At 71.3% G+C, this 16,818-nt stretch carries 4 protein-coding genes; 3 read left to right on the forward strand and 1 reads right to left on the reverse strand.

The window, feature by feature from the left end; genetic code table 11:
- Nucleotides 1-386: 386 nt before the first annotated feature.
- Nucleotides 387-2,747, reverse strand: coding sequence for an MMPL family transporter (locus tag J7I97_RS30370; RefSeq protein WP_214941252.1), 2,361 nt, complete (start codon nucleotides 2,745-2,747; stop codon nucleotides 387-389).
- A gap of 89 nt (nucleotides 2,748-2,836) precedes the next feature.
- Here J7I97_RS30370 and J7I97_RS30375 point away from each other — a divergent pair, with 89 nt between their 5' ends.
- The 3 genes from J7I97_RS30375 (at nucleotide 2,837) to J7I97_RS30385 (ending at nucleotide 16,812) form a co-directional block, all read left to right on the forward strand.
- Nucleotides 2,837-4,621 (forward strand): fatty acyl-AMP ligase, encoded by a 1,785-nt coding sequence (locus J7I97_RS30375; RefSeq protein ID WP_214941255.1) that lies wholly within the window; start codon nucleotides 2,837-2,839, stop codon nucleotides 4,619-4,621.
- Between the two features lie 99 nt (nucleotides 4,622-4,720).
- A complete protein-coding gene (locus tag J7I97_RS30380) occupies nucleotides 4,721-12,067 on the forward strand; it encodes a type I polyketide synthase (protein WP_214941257.1) in 7,347 nt (2,448 codons plus the stop codon).
- Entirely contained in the window at nucleotides 12,064-16,812 is a 4,749-nt protein-coding gene (locus tag J7I97_RS30385; protein ID WP_214941260.1) for a beta-ketoacyl synthase N-terminal-like domain-containing protein, read from the forward strand. The genes J7I97_RS30380 and J7I97_RS30385 overlap by 4 nt, the downstream gene beginning before the upstream one ends.
- Nucleotides 16,813-16,818: the final 6 nt, after the last annotated feature.

Raw genomic sequence — 16,818 nt, forward strand, 5'->3', positions numbered from 1 at the left:
GTCACCCCGTGCCGTCACCCCCTGCCGTCACCCCGTGCGGCGAGCCACTCTCGATGCTGGCCACCCTCCTGCTGGTCTTACGCAGGCGTGGCCGGACGCAAGGTTGGGGACCCTGGAGGGGTCTACCCCCCCAGGCAGTTTGGGGGCCCGTCACGCTGACTTCTCCGTCCGCGAGGAGTGTCGGCCGCGCTTGCCATGCCGCACGGCAGGGGTTATCCCGCGGGAGGCGGGCGCCTGCCGTCACTGCCGGGGTCCCTGTTCTGCGATGTCACCAACATCCGAGGGTCTTGAACAGGCGATGGGCTTCGTCGTGGTGCTCACCGCGCTTCCCGCCCGACTAGCGGTGGTTCCGGCCGCCTAGTTGGCCGCGCGCTGGCCCATCGCGGTCAGCCTTCGGCGAGCCCGTAGCGGCCGTGCAACCGGGCCAGTGGTGCGGGCGCCCACCAATTGGCCCGGCCGGCCAGATGCATCAGGGCAGGGGCCAGCAGGATACGGATCACGGTGACGTCCAGCAGGACGGTGAGGACCATGCCGACGCCGACGATCTTCAGCGGGACGACGGGCGAGCACGCCTGGCCGAGGAAGACCACGATGATGAGAGCGGCGGCCGAGGTGATCAGTGGAGCGGTGCGCCGCACAGCGGCCTCGATGGCGGCGGGGTTGTCCCCCAGGGCTAGGTAACTCTCACGGAACGCGGAGAGGAGGAACACCTCGTAGTCCATGGAGAGCCCGAAGGCGATGGCAATCACCAGGATCGGCATCATGATGTCGGTGGTGCCAACCGGAGTGAACGGGCCGACAACACCCTGCAGATGGCCGTCCTGGAAGATGAACACCATGGCGCCGAGGGCTGCGCTCATGCTCAGTCCGGTCAACAGGATGGCCTTGAGCGGTACCAGCACGCTGCCGGTGAATGCGAACAACAGCACGAACATGGACACGGCGACCCACACGACGGCGAGCGGCAGGCGATCGGCGAGCGCGTTCTTGGTGTCCCGCAGGTGTGCGGTATCGCCGCCCGTCAGCGGTGGAACGGGCGCTGGCACGTCACGCACGGCTTCCAGTGCGCGCAGGGACCGGTCGTCGTCGGACCGGTCGCCGGCCAGCGTGATGTTGAGCCACGTGTCGGATCCCTTGGTGAAGGAGCGCATGGCGGACGGAGCCGGCGGCTGCCGGTCGCCACGGGTGTAGGAGCCGGTCGCACCGTCGACCTGGCGTACCCCTGGGACCCGGGAGAGCGAGCGTGCGTAGTCGTCGGTGGCGGCCCATGCCTGTCGACCGTCCGCCGCGCCGGGGAGTACCACCGCGATCCGTGGCGTGAACAGCTGCGGAAAATCCCGGCGTACGCTGTCGGAGGCGGCCCTCACCGCGGTCCCGGAGGGGAGTGCCCGGTCGTCCGGGAAGCCGAAGGACACTGCCGGGAACGGGGTGGCCAAGGTGACCAGGAGGGCCGTCACCGCGACGGCCACCAGAGCCGGGGCTCGCCGTACGAGCCGGGCACTGGCGGACCAGACCCAGTCGGTGGCCTTGGCGATCGACCGTTTGCCGCCGCGGGTGCGGGGCGCGGTCCGGGCGTGCAGCCGGCGACCCAGCAAGGCGAGGGCGGCTGGTAGGACCGCCCCGGTGGCCAGCGCGGACAGCAGCGTCACGATGATTCCGCCGTAGGCCACGGTTCTCAGGAACATCGTCGGGAAGACGAACAGCGCAGCCAGGGACAGCGAGACCGCGACCGCTGAATACGCCACGGTCCGGCCTGCCGTGGCCAGCGTCGTCCGCAGCGCCGCACCGGTGTCCGCCCCGGAGTCGAGCTCGCCCCGAAAGCGCGTCACCATGAACAGGCTGTAGTCGACGGCCAGGCCGAAGCCGAGCGCGCTGGCGATGTTAAGTGCGAAGACGCTGACCGGTGTGACCGTCGCCAGCATGCCGAGCAGGGCCGAGGTAGTCGTCACGGACAGCACGCCGACCAGGACGGGCAGCAGCGCCGCCAGGAGGCTGCGGAAGACCACGATCAACAGCAGCAGCACGAGGGGAGCAGTCAGCAACTCGGCACGGAGCAGGTCACGGTGGCTCTGCTCCTGCAATGCGTCCAGGACCGCGGAGGATCCGGCGGCCGTCACGGTGACCGGGCCGTGCTCGCCGAGGACGGAGGGCAACAGGCGCTCCACCGCCTCGCTGACGTCTTTCTCATCACCTCGGAATTTCACGGCGATCACGGCGCTCCGGCCGTCTCGGGCGCGCATCGCCGGATTGCCGTCCCAGAACGAGGAGACGTAGTGGACCGGGGCCGCGCGCCGTGCGGCCCCGGTCAGTGCCCTGCCCGCCGCCGCGATGTCCGGCGCATGAACCAGCTGCTTCGTGTTGCGAGGTTTCACGAGCAGAACCACGTCGGGGCTGCCCGCACCGAATTTCTCACCCAAAACGCGTTCTGCCCGGACGGATTCGGCGGACGGCGGATACATTCCACCGGCCATGAGCCGGTTCGACGTCATCGCTCCGATCAGAGTGGAGAGAAGGACGCACAGGCCGGCAACGGCAAGAATCATGCGGGAACGGGATCGAGAAAATCCGATCATCTGCTTCATGCTAGTTGTGCCATTCCAGGAATTGCGTTGCGGGTCACACGGAAGGTCTGACCTGGCCGGCAGCCGGGCGGGGCATGCGAAGAGGGTCGGCACAGTACCACCGATGGATACAGGGAAGTTGCCGACCGCGACCCGTTGACCTTTCTGGTTTGACCTGGGGAACATCCGACTCACTCCGTGTCCTCCGCCCCGAGGCGGCGTTGGTGATCAGGACCGGTGTTTGTGAATCGACTGCGACGAGGAGAGTCCGGACCGTGTCCGCTTCATTCCCCGAACCGTCCGGTACGGCCGACGGGGATTCGGCCCTCTCCGCCGTTCCGCCACACCATCCCGTCGCACGGCTGCGCAGCCTCGCGCACGACAGGCCGCACGACATCGCCTACCGCTTCGTCGGCAGCCGCGGCGGAACCGTGGATGAACCGATCACCTGGACCTACGCCGAACTGGACCGCCGGGTCCGTGCCGCCGCCGCCGTACTCCAGTCACGCTGCGCGCCCGCGAGCCGGGTGGCCCTGGTGTGCGCGCAGGGTCCGCAGTACGTCACCGCTTTCCTCGCCTGCCTGTACGCGGGCGTCGTCGCCGTGCCCCTCTGCGAGGCCGACTCCGCCTGGGGGGCCGACCGTCTGTCGTCGGTGCTGCCCAGTTCCGGCGTCCAGGTGGTTCTCACCGACGACGTCGGCGACGCGGATGTCCGCCGTGTGCTGGCCGGCGACGCGCGGTTCGCCGGGTACGAGGTGATCCGGACCAACGAGGTGCCCCGTGAGGGGTCCCGCGACTGGCTGCCCGTCGACCTGGTTCCGGAAGCGGTCGCCTACCTCCAGTACACCTCCGGTTCGACATCCGCACCGCGCGGCGTGCGGATCACCCATGGCAACATCGCCCAAGCCGTGGCCCAGGTGGACAGCGCTTTCCGGATCGACCCGTCGAGCGTCGCCGTCAGCTGGCTGCCGCTCTACCACGACCTCGGGCTGATGCTGGGCGTGCTCGGCCCCCTGGGCCTGGGCGCCACGTGCGTCCTGATGGGGCCGACGGACTTCATCCGCAGACCGCTCACCTACCTGAGGGCGATCGACCGGTGGCGCGGCACCATCACGTCCGGGCCGTGCTTCAATCTCGACCTGTGCGTGGACCGGGTGCGCGGAGCGGCCCTGGACGACCTCGACCTGTCCAGTCTGCGGGTCCTGGGCAACGGCGGTGAGCAGGTGAGGGCGTCGGCCCTGCGCCGCTTCTCCGAGCACTTCGCCCGGTGCGGCTTCCGCCCCGAGGCGCACACCCCTTCCTACGGGCTTGCGGAGGCCACCCTCGTGGTCACCTGCGTACCCGTGGACGAGGAGCCCCGTGTGCTCGTCTGCGACCGGGAGGCGCTGGTCCGCGGACACGCGGTCGCGGCGGACGCGGGCAAGGCGCCCGAGCATGTCGTGGAACGGGTCAGCTGCGGCGTGCCCGTGGACCAGCGCGTCTGCGTCACCGACCCGTCCGGCCGTGTCCTGCCCGACCGTCGGGTCGGTGAGATCTGGACATGCGGCGGGAACGTCAGCCCCGGCTACGCGGAAGAAACCACCGCCACCGGGACCTTCCACGACCGGCCCATGGACGCGGAGGGTGCCTGGCTGCGCACCGGCGACCTCGGTTTTCTGGCGGACGGTCAGCTGTACGTGACCGGACGGGTCAAGGACGTCGTCATCATCAACGGCCGGAACCACTGGCCCACCGATCTGGAGGCCACCGTCGGAGAGGCCGTTACCGCCCTCCGGAAGAACCGGATCGCTGCCTTCCGATTCGACGTCACAGACCGCGAACGCCTGGTCATGGTCGCCGAGGTGGACCCCAGGGCCGTACGCGCGCAGAAGCTGACGGATACCGCCGTGGAGCACGCGGTGCGCACGGCACTGATGGTGAAGCACGGCATCGAACTGCACGAGCTAGTTCCCGTGCGGCCCGGGAGCCTGCCCGTGACCAGCAGCGGCAAGCTGCGGCGAAGGGCGTGTCGAGAAGCATACGAATCGGGCCGGCTGGTCCGGGCGGCCGCACTGGACTAGCCGCACTCGGCCGGTCCCCTTCCCGAAACCACTGGCACCGCAAACCTGGTCCGTGGGGCCGTCCCTCCACCCGGATCACCTCGATCGGAGCAGTCAACAGTGATCGCGCTCGTATTCCCCGGACAGGGCTCCCAGCACCGCGGCATGGGACGGGAACTCTTCGAACGATGGCCGGATCTCACCGCCCAGGCCGACGAGACGCTCGGATACTCCATCGCGCGGCTCTGCCTGAGCGACCCCGACGGGCAACTCGACGACACCCGCTACACCCAGCCCGCGGTGTACGTCGTCAACGCCCTCGCCTACCGGGACTGGTCGGAGCGACACGACACCCCGCCCGACTTCCTGGCGGGCCACAGCCTGGGGGAGTACAACGCCCTCGAAGCCGCCGGTGTCTTCGACTTCGCGGGCGGCTTGAGGCTGGTGCAGCGGCGTGCCGAGCTGATGGCCCAGGCCACCGGTGGCGGCATGGCCGTAGTCATCGGTCTCGGCGCGGACGGCATCGCCGACGTCCTGGCCCGACATGGAGGCGGCGACATCGACATCGCCAACTACAACACCGCCGATCAGCTGGTGATCTCCGGCCCTGGCGAGAGCATCACCCACGTCATCCCGCGCCTGGTGACGGCCGGTGCCGACTGCCTCACGCTGCCGGTGAGCGGCGCGTTCCACTCCCGCTACATGCGTGGCGCGGCGGCGGCGTTCGCCGACTTCATGACGGGCTGCGAACTGGCGCCGCCGCGGATCCCGGTGATCGCCAACACCACCGCCGCACCCCACGGCCGCGACATCGGCGCCGAATTGGCCCGGCAGATCGCCGCGCCCGTGCGCTGGACCGACTCGGTGCGCCACCTGCTCGACGCGGGAGTGAGCGACTTCCAGCAGCTCGGACCGGGTACGGCGGTCATGGGCATGGTCCGGGCCATCCGCGCGGCCCAGCCGAGGCCCGCCCCGGTACGACAGCCGCAGGGCGACGAGGCCTACGTCCGGCTCCTCGAACGCGACCTTCTTGACCGTGCGCGGGAAATGCTGGCGGTCACCGGCGAGCAGAGTGCCGCGCTCACCTCGACAGAGGAGCTCGCGGCGTTGGGCTTCGGTTCCCTCAAGCTCATCGAGTTCTCCGGTCGGCTCAGTGATCTCCTGGGGGCCGACGTGGCGCCGTCGGTCTTCTTCCAGCACCACACCGTGGGTGCGCTCGCCCGCCATCTGGTGTCCGCACATCGCGACCGGATGCCGTACGTGTACCCGGCCGGGTCGACGGCCGGCGACCTGCCCCTGACCGCTGACACGGCTGAACCCGCGCATCCCGTGCTGCCGGCTCCTGTCCCTGCCCGGTCGCCCCGCGTCGCCGACGGGCCGGTCTCGGCAGCGGCGGCGACGGACGAGCCGATCGCGGTGATCGGGGTCAGCGGCGTCTTCCCGGGCGCCGACGACCTCCGCGGGTTCTGGCAGAACCAGCTGGCCGGACACGACGCGGTTGCCGAGGTCCCCGCCGACCGCTGGGACTGGCGGTCGGCCAACGGCGGCTGCGAAAACCCCTCCGAGCAGGAGGCGCCACAGCGATGGGGTGCGTTCCTCCGCGACGCAGCCGCCTTCGACTGCTCCTTCTTCGGCATCTCCCCCGGGGAAGCCCTGCTGATGGACCCCCAGCAACGGCTGTTCCTGCAAACCGTCTGGCACGCTGTGGAGAACGCGGGCTACCGTCCGTCCGACCTGGCCGGCAGCCGCACCGGTGTCTTCGCCGCCGTGAGCGGCATGGACTACGTCGAGGCGCTGACCGCCGCCGGCACGCCGGTCGACGCCCGGACGGCGACCGGGCTGGCGCACTCGGTACTCGTCAACCGCGTCTCCTACCTCCTGAATCTGCGCGGCCCCAGCGAGCCGGTGGACACCGCCTGCTCGTCCTCCTTGGTGGCCGTGCACCGTGCCGTCCGCAGTATCCGACTCGGTGAATGCGACCAGGCCATCGCCGGAGGGGTCAACGTCCTCGCCGGGCCGAGTGGTTTCGTCTCCTTCGCTCAGGCCGGAATGCTCGCCCGCGACGGCCACTGCAAGGCCTTCGACGCAAGGGCCGACGGATACGTACGCGGTGAAGGCGTCGCCGCCGTAGTCCTCAAACCGCTCGCCCGGGCCGAGGCCGACGGGGACCACGTCCACGCGGTCATCCGGGGAAGCGCGGTCGGGCACGGCGGCCGCACCGCCTCGCTCACCGCCCCGAGCCCGGACCGCCAGGCCGACGTGATCGTCACAGCCTGGCGGCAGTCCGGACTGGACCCGTCCACCGCCGGGCTGATCGAGGCCCACGGAACCGGCACGGAGCTCGGTGATCCCGTCGAGATCGAAGGCCTACGACAAGCGTTCCGAACGCTGTACGACGACTGGAGCCTGGCCGATCCCGACGAGCCGCACTGCGGCATCGGCTCGGTGAAGACCTCCATCGGCCACCTGGAGGCAGCCGCGGGCATGGCCGGCCTGGTCAAGGCGATCCTCGCGGTCCAACGCGGCCGCCGGCCCGCCCTGCGTGGCTTCACCACCCCCAACCCCCACCTCCGGCTGGCCGGTTCCCCCTTCCACCTGCTGGACCGGACCCGTTCATGGCCCCGTTCCGTCGGGCCGGACGGCCGCGCACTGCCTCGCCGAGCCGGGATCAGCTCGTTCGGCTTCGGAGGCGTCAACGCCCACGTGGTGCTGGAGGAGTACCTTCCGGCGGCTCCGGTTCCGCGGCCGCGGCCGGACGGCCGGGCTCACATCGTGCCGTTGTCCGCCCGTTCCGCCGAGCGGCTGCGGGCCCAGGCCGAACAGCTCGGCGCCCTCCTGCGCGACACCCCGGCACCCGACGACGCCCCGGCGTACGGCCTGCCGGATCCGGGGGACCTCCCGGATCTCGCGGCCACCTTGCAGACCGGGCGGGAGGCCATGCCGCACCGGCTGGCGGTCGTCGCACGGAACCTCCAGGAACTGCGGGCCGGTCTCGAAAGCTTCTGTCGCCACGACACCGAGGCCTCGGGCGTTCACACCGGCGTCGCCACGGACGCCCTCGCCGACCTCGGGGCGGACCCGCCGGGTGCCGCCTACCTCGCCGAGCTCACCGCGGCCGGCAGGTTCGACCGGCTCGCCCAGCTGTGGACCTCCGGCGTCGCGCTGGACTGGCCCGTGCTGCGAACATCAGGTCCGTACCGTCGCCTGCCCCTGCCCGGCTACCCCTTCGAGCCACGCCGGTTCTGGCCCCGGCCGCAGACGAGCCGCGCAGCCGCTCCGCCACCGCAGACGAACCGCGCAGCCGCCCCGGTGGGCTCCGGTCAGCACGCCGACACGGCGTCCGCCCCGGCCTCCTCTTCGCCCCCCACCGGTATCGCCGAGGCGCTGCTGGACGAGTTCGCCGACGTGCTGAAGTGGGACCGGACCGAGATCGGCGTGGACACTCCGTTCGAGCGACTGGGCCTCGACTCCCTCACGGTGCTCCAGCTGCGCAAGCGCCTGGACAAGCGGTACGGCCCGTTGTCCCCCACGGTCTTCTACACGTACAAGAACCTCCGCGATCTGGCCTCGTACCTGGCCCGGAACTCCACCCCCGCCCCCGTGACAGGCGACGACCTCTCCTCGCCCACTTTGCCGACGCGCGGCGAACCCTCCGCGTCGGGCCTCGACATCGCCATCGTCGGCATGAGCGGCCGCTACCCCGGTTCCCGCACGGTGGCCGGGTTCTGGCGCAACCTGCTGAACGGTGTCGATTCCGTGGGCGAGATCCCCCTCGACCGTCCGGGCTTCCGCCGGTACGCGGAACTCTCCAGGGAGCGCCACGGCGACAACTGGCCGCGCTGGGGCGGCTTCCTGGACGACGTCGACGCCTTCGACGCCACGTTCTTCCACATCGCACCCGTGGAGGCCCGGTTCCTCGACCCACAGCAGCGACTGTTCATCGAGACGGCGTGGGAATGCGTCGAGGACGCCGGTTACACGTCGGACACCCTCGCCGATCCCGCGGCGGGCGACCGGCGGGCGCCGGTCGGAGTGTTCTGCGGCCTCACGTACAACAACTACCAGCTCTTCGGCGCCGAGGCGGTCGCCCGCGGGGAGTGGGTGGCAGTCGAGTCCCAGACGTTCTCCGCGGCGAACCGGGTGTCGTACCTGATGAACCTCGGCGGCCCCAGCCTCACCGTCGACACCGCCTGCTCCTCGTCCCTCTACGCGGTACACCTCGCCTGCGAGAGCATCCGGCGCGGTGAATGTGACGCGGCGATCGCGGGAGGGGCCAATCTCTCCCTCCACCCGACGAAGTACATGACGTTGCAGGAGGCGGGGTTCCTCGCGAGCGATGGCCGGTGCCGGGCCTTCGGCGCGGGCGGCGACGGCTACGTCCCTGCCGAGGCGGTCGGCGCCGTGCTGCTCAAGCCACTCGCGCGGGCGCTGAGCGACAACGACCACGTCTACGCGGTCATCAAGGGTTCGGCGGTCAACAGCGACGGGCGCACCTTCGGCTACAGCGTCCCCAACCCCGTCGCGCAGACCGAACTGATTCAGGCGGCCCTGATGTCGGCGGGCATCACCGCGGACACCATCGGCTACGTCGAGGCCCACGGCACGGGCACCAGCCTCGGCGACCCCATCGAAATGCGCGCGCTCACCGACGCGTACGCTCCTGCGGCCAGGGTCGGCCAGTACTGCGCCGTCGGCTCGGTGAAGTCCAACATCGGCCATGCGGAAGCGGCGGCCGGCATCGCCCAGCTGACCAAGACCGCGCTGCAGCTCCGGCACCGCACGCTGGCCCCCACCCTGCTGCACTCGGACCGCACCAATCCCGAGATCCCCTTCGAGGACACTCCCTTCAAGGTCCAGGCAGTACGCGAGCGGTGGGAGCCACTGCGAGAGCCGGACGGCACGCCGCTGCCGCGCCGGGCAGGCATCAGCTCCTTCGGCGCGGGCGGCGTCAACGTCCACGTCGTGCTGGAGGAGGCACCCGAGCAGGCGCCCCGGCGCCGGAGCGACGGCCGCCCGCGGGTCCTCGTGCTGTCCGCGGACAACGAGGCCGCACTGCGGCGGTACGCCGCACGGCTGCGGGCGTTCCTCGCCGACGGCGGCAGCGGACCGGACGACCCGGTGGACGAAGCCGGCACTCTCCTCGACTTGGCCTACACCCTGCAATGCGGACGGAGCGCGCTGCCGCACCGCTTGGCGTTCGTCGCCGCCGACTGGAAGGAGGCGGACTCCGCACTGGGCGCCTACCTGGAGAATGGCTCCCCGTACGACAGCGCCGTCGGACACCCCGTCGTGCACACGGGGGTCGCACCCCGCGGACCCCGACCGGAGCCGGCGGCCGGCGAGCTGGCGGCTCTCGCGGAACGCGGGAAGTGGGACGACATCGCCCGGGCGTGGGCGCGGGGCACGTCCTGGGCGTGGCAGGAGATGTACACGGCGGACGAGAGCCCGCGCCGGACACCGGCCCCGGTCTACCCGTTCAGCCGCGACCGGTACTGGATCGACGACGCCAGACGGGACGCCGCGGCGGAACCCGACGGCGGCGCGGACACCGGGACGGTCGCCGCGCTGGCCGCCCTCCCGGAGAGCGAGCGGCAGTCCTTCCTCGTGGAGCGGCTCCAGGAGGAGCTGGGGCGGCTGCTCCAGTACTCCCCGGGCACCCTTCCCGATCCCGACCGCGGTTTCGTCGAACTCGGCCTGGAGTCGCTCTTCGCAGTCCAGCTCGGTGTCCGGATCGAGGAGGAACTCGGCGTACCCATGTACGCGACAGTCACGTTCGACCACCCGACCGTCCGGGAACTGGCCCGATTCCTGCTGGAGAAGATTGGGTCCCCCACCCCTCAGCCCACGGTGACCACGTCGCCCGCCACGGGGCCGTACTCCCTCGTCGGGAAACCCGAATCCGGGCTGGAGAAGACGTTCTACGAGCTGCTTTGGGAAGCAGACCCCCTGCCCGATCCGGCGGACGCCCCCTTCGCCTGGTCGACCGGGGCGGTGGTCTTCGACAGGGACGAGACGCTCACCCAGGCCCTCGCCCGACATCTGCGGGACCTGGGCTCGGACGCCCCGGTGATCCTGGTCAAACCAGGGCTGGAGTACGGCCGCACCGGCGACGACGAGTACGTCGTACGGCCGGGACAGGACACCGACTGCGCCGCGCTGCTGGCGGACCTCGCCGCTCGACCCGGCGGGGTGCCCCGTGTCTTCGTCCACCGCTGGGCGTGCCGCGCCGACACGGCTGCCCCGACGCTCGACGCACTCCTCGACGCCGGCATCCGCTCCGTCTTTCCGTTGGCCCGCTCTCTGGCCGCCCTTCCCACCCTGGTGCGGCTGCTGGTGCTCGACGAGTACGCCGAAGATGAGGGACCGCAGCCCCTGGTGGAGGCCTTCGGCGGGTTTGCCCGCTGCGTACGGCACGAGACCCCGCGGTTGATCTGCCAGTCGCTGGCCGTGGCGGGGGAGACCGCCGGTGCCCTGCCCGGACCCGCCCGGGTGATCGAGGCGTGCGGTGCCGAGCTCGGTGTCCCCGAACCTCCCGCCGAAGTCCGCCACAGCCCCGGCGGCCGCCTCGTCCGGCGCATGCGGAGACTTCGTCCGGCGGCCGGTGACCGGCAGGCGGTCCGGCTCACCCCGAACGGCACCTACCTGATCACCGGCGGCCTCGGGGCACTGGGAACGGCGTTCGCCGAGCACATCGCCCGGCGCGCTCCCGGCTGCACCCTCGTCCTCGCCGCCAGGTCGGCACCGGGTCCCGGCCGGCGGGAAGTGATCGACAGGATCGCGTCGACCGGCGCCACCGTCGAACACGTCCGCGCCGACGTGGGCCGCGAGGACGACGTACGCCGCCTGCTGGAGCACGTACGGAGCCGGCACGGCGGGCTCGACGGCGTGATCCACGCGGCAGGCCACATCCAGGACGCGCTGTTGTCCAACAAGACCGCCGAGGACGTGGAGCAGGTACTCGCCGGGAAGCTCGCCGGCGCCGTTCATCTCGATGCCCTCACCCAGGGTGACGAACTGGACTTCTTCATGACGTTCTCGTCGCTCACCTCCCTCACCGGCAATGCCGGGCAGAGCGACTACGGCTATGCCAGCGCCTTCCTCACCGCTTTCGCCCGACGACGCGAGGAGCTGCGCGCTCGTGGTGAACGCACCGGGCGCGGCATCGCGTTGATCTGGCCGTACATGAGGGACGGCGGGATGCGGGTGGACGCGGCGACCGAGGGGTACCTGCTGCGTCGCCACGGTCTGGGATCCGTGGACACCGACTTGGCCACCGAGGCGTTCGACCTCTCCCTCGCCACCGGAGGACCGGAATTCGGCGTGCTGTACGCGGATCTCGGCAGGCTCGCCCGGACGCTGCCGATCCTGAAACCAGAGGAAACCCCGGGGCGGGGCGCCGCTGGGGAGGACTCCGGGGACGAGCTGAGAAACGCGCTGACCGAAGAGCTGGAGGAGTTGGGCCTGTGACGTCACATCAGGATGAGCTGCTCCAAAGGTCCTTGGCGGCGATCCGCACGCTCCGTGCCGAGCTCGAACAGGAGCGAGCGGTCACACGCCAACCGGTCGCCGTCGTGGGCATGGCCTGCCGGCTGCCCGGCGGCGCCGACTCGCCGGAGCGCTTGTGGGAGCTGCTGGAACGGGGCTACGACGCGGTCGGCGACGTTCCCGCCGGCCGATGGCCGATGGAGCTGTACCACTCGGCCGACCTCCAGGCTCCGGGCCGGATGTACACCGTCAGCGGCGGATTCCTGACCGAGGACATCGATGCCTTTGACGCCGGCCTGTTCGGCATCTCGGCACATGAAGCGGCGCAGATGGATCCGCAGCACCGTCTGCTGCTGGAGACCGGCTGGGAGGCGCTCGAAAGAGGCGGGCTCCTTGCCGAACAGCCGGACCCGGGGAAAGTCGGTGTCTTCGTCGGGATGTCGGGCTCTGACCACTCCCGGGTGCCCGTCCCGCCGGAAGCGGTCGGACCGTTCACCGCCATCGGCATTGCCCCGAGCATCGCCGCCGGACGGATCGCCCACACGCTGGGGCTGCACGGACCGGCCCTCGTCGTCGACACCGCGTGTTCGTCGTCGCTGGTGGCCGTCCACCTGGCACTGCGGAGCCTCCGCCTGCGAGAGTGCGACGCCGCCCTCGCCGGCGGGGTCAACCTGCTGCTCTCGCCCGAGCCGTACATCGCTCTGTGCAAGATGGGTGCGCTGTCGCCCACCGGCCGGTGCCGGGCCTTCGACGCCGCCGCCGACGGCTACGTCCGGGCCGAGGGATGCGGCATGGTCGCGCTCATGCGGCTGTCCGACGCCCGTGCGGTCGGGGCTCCCGTACTGGCGGTGATCCGCGGCTCCGCCGTCAACCACGACGGCAAGGCCGGTGGGGTCACCGTGCCCAGCGAACGTGCTCAGCGGGAGCTGCTGCGCGAGGCACTGCGGGACGCCGGTGTCGACCCGCACGAGGTGGGGTACCTGGAGACGCACGGCACCGGAACCCCGCTCGGCGATCCGATCGAGTTTCGCGCAGCCGCCGACGTCCTCTGCCGGGACCGGCCCGCCTCGCGTCCCCTGGTCCTCGGCGCGCTGAAGTCCGCCATCGGACACCTGGAACCGGCCGCCGGTGTTGCGGGGCTGATCAAATCCGTGCAGGTGCTGCGGCACGGCCGTATCCCCGGCAATCTCCACCTGAAGGAGCCCAACCCGCGTCTGGGCACGGGCAGCCGTGCGGTGATCCTGCCCGACCGGTCATTGCACTGGCCGGCGGGCGCGCGCGGGCGGATCGCGGGAGTGAGCTCCTTCGGCTTCAACGGCACCAATGCCCACTTGGTGCTGGAGGACGCCGGGACCGCTGCCCCGGAGCACCCCGCAGCCGCCTCGCGGTCGCCGCACCGGGCACACGTACTGCCGCTGTCCGCCGCCGACCCCGACGCACTACGCGACCTCGTGCACCGCCTCGCGGACTGGGCCGCCGCCCACCCCGACGCGGATCCCGCCGACATCGCCTACACCGTCGGAGCCCGTCGTCGCCACTTTCCTTACCGGGCGGCGCTGGTGACCACCGCCTCCGGCCCCGAACTCGGCGCCGAACTCCGTGTCGCGGCGGCCCGACTCGTACCGGCGCGACCCCGCCAGGCCGGGCGGCACACGGCCCTGTTTCTCGACGCGGACCTCGTCCAGGCGGCGGAGCACACCACTGAGCTGTACGCGGTGAGCCGGGGTTTCCGCGCCGCCTACGAGGAGTGCGTCGCCCAGTTGCGGGCCACCGCGGCCGGACAGGCCGCCGCGCTATGGGATCCGCGCACGACGGCAGACCCGGACCGGATGTCCCGGCTCGAACCGCTCGCGGCCGACGTCCTCCGCTTCACCTATCAGCTCGCGCTGGCCCGCCTCCTTGCCGACGGGTGGGGCCTTGCCCCCGCCGCGGTCGGCGGTGGCGGCGTCGGTGCGCTGGCTGCCGCCTGCATCGCCGGGGTCATGGACGTACCTGCCGCGGGGGCGTACCTCGCGGCCCGCCGTGAGGCGGGCCCGCTGCCCACGGCTCCCCTTGCACCGCCCCGGCTGCGCTTCCTCGTCGCCCCCGCGTCGTCGGCGAACGGTGGACGACCGACCGATCCCGGCTTCTGGCTCCCCCAAGAGGCTCGACCGGGCGCCCGGCCGGACAGGGGACCGGACGCCGTCCGTGCGGTACTCGATCCGCTCACGGACAGCGGTTACGGAACGTTCATCACCGTCGGTCCGGCTCCAGCTCAGGCTCCGGCTCAGGCTCCGGACACGGACGCGTCCGGTGAGGCGGCAGACCCCCTGTGGTGGACGATCGCCCGTACGACCGGGGGCGATGAAACCACACGTGACGCCGGGAGCGGCCGAGGCCTGTGGACCCGGCTGCTCGAAGGGCTCGCCTCCACCTATCGGGCCGGGGCCGAGGTCAGCTGGGACGGGCTTCACGACGGTGAGCATCCCGTCTGTCTTACGTTGCCCGCCTACCCCTTCCGGCGCACCCGATACGCCCCGCCGGTGCCACGGGCCGAGGCCTGGGCCGCCGCCGTCCATCGACCGGACGGCGGCGCCCCCTTGCCGGTCAGTCCGACGGCGCTCATGCTCGTACGGTCTCCGCTTCCCAGCCACCAGTTCGAGACCGTTCTCAGTCGGCGGCTGCTGCCCGCGCTCGCCGACACGGCCGGTGTTCTGCATCTGGGCTACTACCACGACATGCTGACCTCGGTCGCGCGCGAGCTGGGCGGGGCCCCGGCGTACGAGCTGCGCGACGTGGTGTTCGCACAGGCGCTGCGGTCCAGCGACGAGCGCCGTACGGTGCAGATCGTCGTCGAGGGCGGTGACCGGGTCGACGGAGACGAGCACGATGGCTGGCGGCCCTTCACCGTGCACAGCGTCGCCGACGGAGACTCACGCTGGAGCAGGCACGTGTACGGCGAGTTCCGCACCCTTCTCTCCACGGCGGGGTCCGAACTGCCCGAGGAGGACCGCCGGTCGCTCCGCGCGCGCTTGCCGGTTCACACTTGGGGCGACGACTTCTACAGCGGTCTGCGCCGACGCGGCGTGGCGCTGGGCGGTTCCGTCATGTGTGTCGAGGAAGCCTGGTCGGGTGACGGCGAGGTACTGGCCCGGCTGCGGGCCGCCGGGGCGGACGGATCCGACGGATCCGACGGGCCCGACGGGAGCAGGACAACGGGGGACGCGGTGCGTCTGGATCCGGGAGCGCTGGACGCCTGCGCTCAGCTGTACGTCCTTGCCGCCGGCGAACGGTTCCCCGCCGATGCCGCGTTCATCACCTCCTCACTGGGCAGGTTCCGTCTTGACAACACGCCGAGCCCCGGTGGCGGGTTTCTGTGGGCACACTTCGAGCTGGCCGAACCGGCGGACGGGCGGCTCGTGGGCGGTTACCGGCTCTACGACCACGCGGGACGCCTCCTGGCCGAGTGCCACGGAGCAGAGGTTCGCCTCCTGCCTCCTGAACTCGTCGCTCCGCACGTGACGGGTCACGAGGAGACGACCGCCGGGGCGGTGGCCGGCCGGGCCGATTCCGGTGGGCCGCGGCGTCCCGAGACCGTGCTGCGGCTGCGGCGAGCCACTCCGGACGAGAAGGCGGCGATCCTCGCCGTGTACGTGACCGGCGTGCTGGCCGACCTGGTCACCGTTGCCCGGGAAGAGATGCGCGAGCACTCCCTCGCCGACCTGGGCCTCGACTCGCTCGGCGCTGTGCGACTGCGCCAGCTGCTGTTCGCCGATCTCGGTGCCGACGTCCCGCTGGACGTAGTGGTGGGTGGCCCCACGGTGGGTGAACTGGCCGTCCTGCTGGCCGGCCTGCCCGCCTTCCGGTCGGCTCCCGGATCAGACCCCCCGGCCCACGCCCAGGACCAGGCGCATGCCGGGAAACGGCATTCCGTCCCGGTGTACCGGGACCCGGCCCGCTGGCTTCGGCACCAACGACTCAGCCGGAGCCCCCGGGTGCGGTTGTTCTGTCTTCCGTACGGTGGACGCGGTGCGTCCGTCTTCCGCACCTGGGCGGACGGACTGCCGGACGACATCGACGTCTGTCCGGTGCAGCTGCCCGGCCGGGAGAACCGCTGGCAGGAGCATCCGCTGGAGGACTGCGGGGAGACCGTCAGCCTCCTGGCCGAGGCACTGGCCCCGTACACCGACCGCCCCTTCGCCTTCTACGGCCACAGCATGGGCGCTCTGCTCGCCTATCGGCTCGCCCACGAGTTCGGCACGGTACGTGGCGGGCCGCTGCGCCATCTCTTCGTCGCGGCTTTCACCTCGCCCTCGCTCGGGCCCAACCCACTGGCGACGCGCGTCGCGGAGGCCTACCGGTCCCTCGGCTACTCCGCATGGCCGTCCCCCGGCGAGCTGCTGGATGTGTTCGGAGGAGATCCCGGGGAACTCGCGTGCGCTGTACGGGAGTCTCTCGGCGAGGAAGCCGGGCAGCAGCTTCTCGGCGTGCTGGATCCGGTCGGCTGTGCCGACCTTCGCATCGTCCACGGGTACAGGCGGTCGACCGCGTCAGCAGACCTTGAGGCGCCGGTCACCGCGCTACACGGACGCCGGGACCCACTGGTCGCCGAGAAGGGCATGAGTGCGTGGAAGGACGTGACCCACGGCGGCTTCCGGCTGGCGACATTCCCCGGGGACCACTACTTCTGCCACCCGGACCAGGAAGAGGCGGCCGTGCTCTCCTTGCTCGGCGAGCGGCTCTCGTGATCCGCG

The organism is Streptomyces sp. ISL-87 (genome assembly GCF_018614095.1).
Classification (GTDB): domain Bacteria; phylum Actinomycetota; class Actinomycetes; order Streptomycetales; family Streptomycetaceae; genus Streptomyces.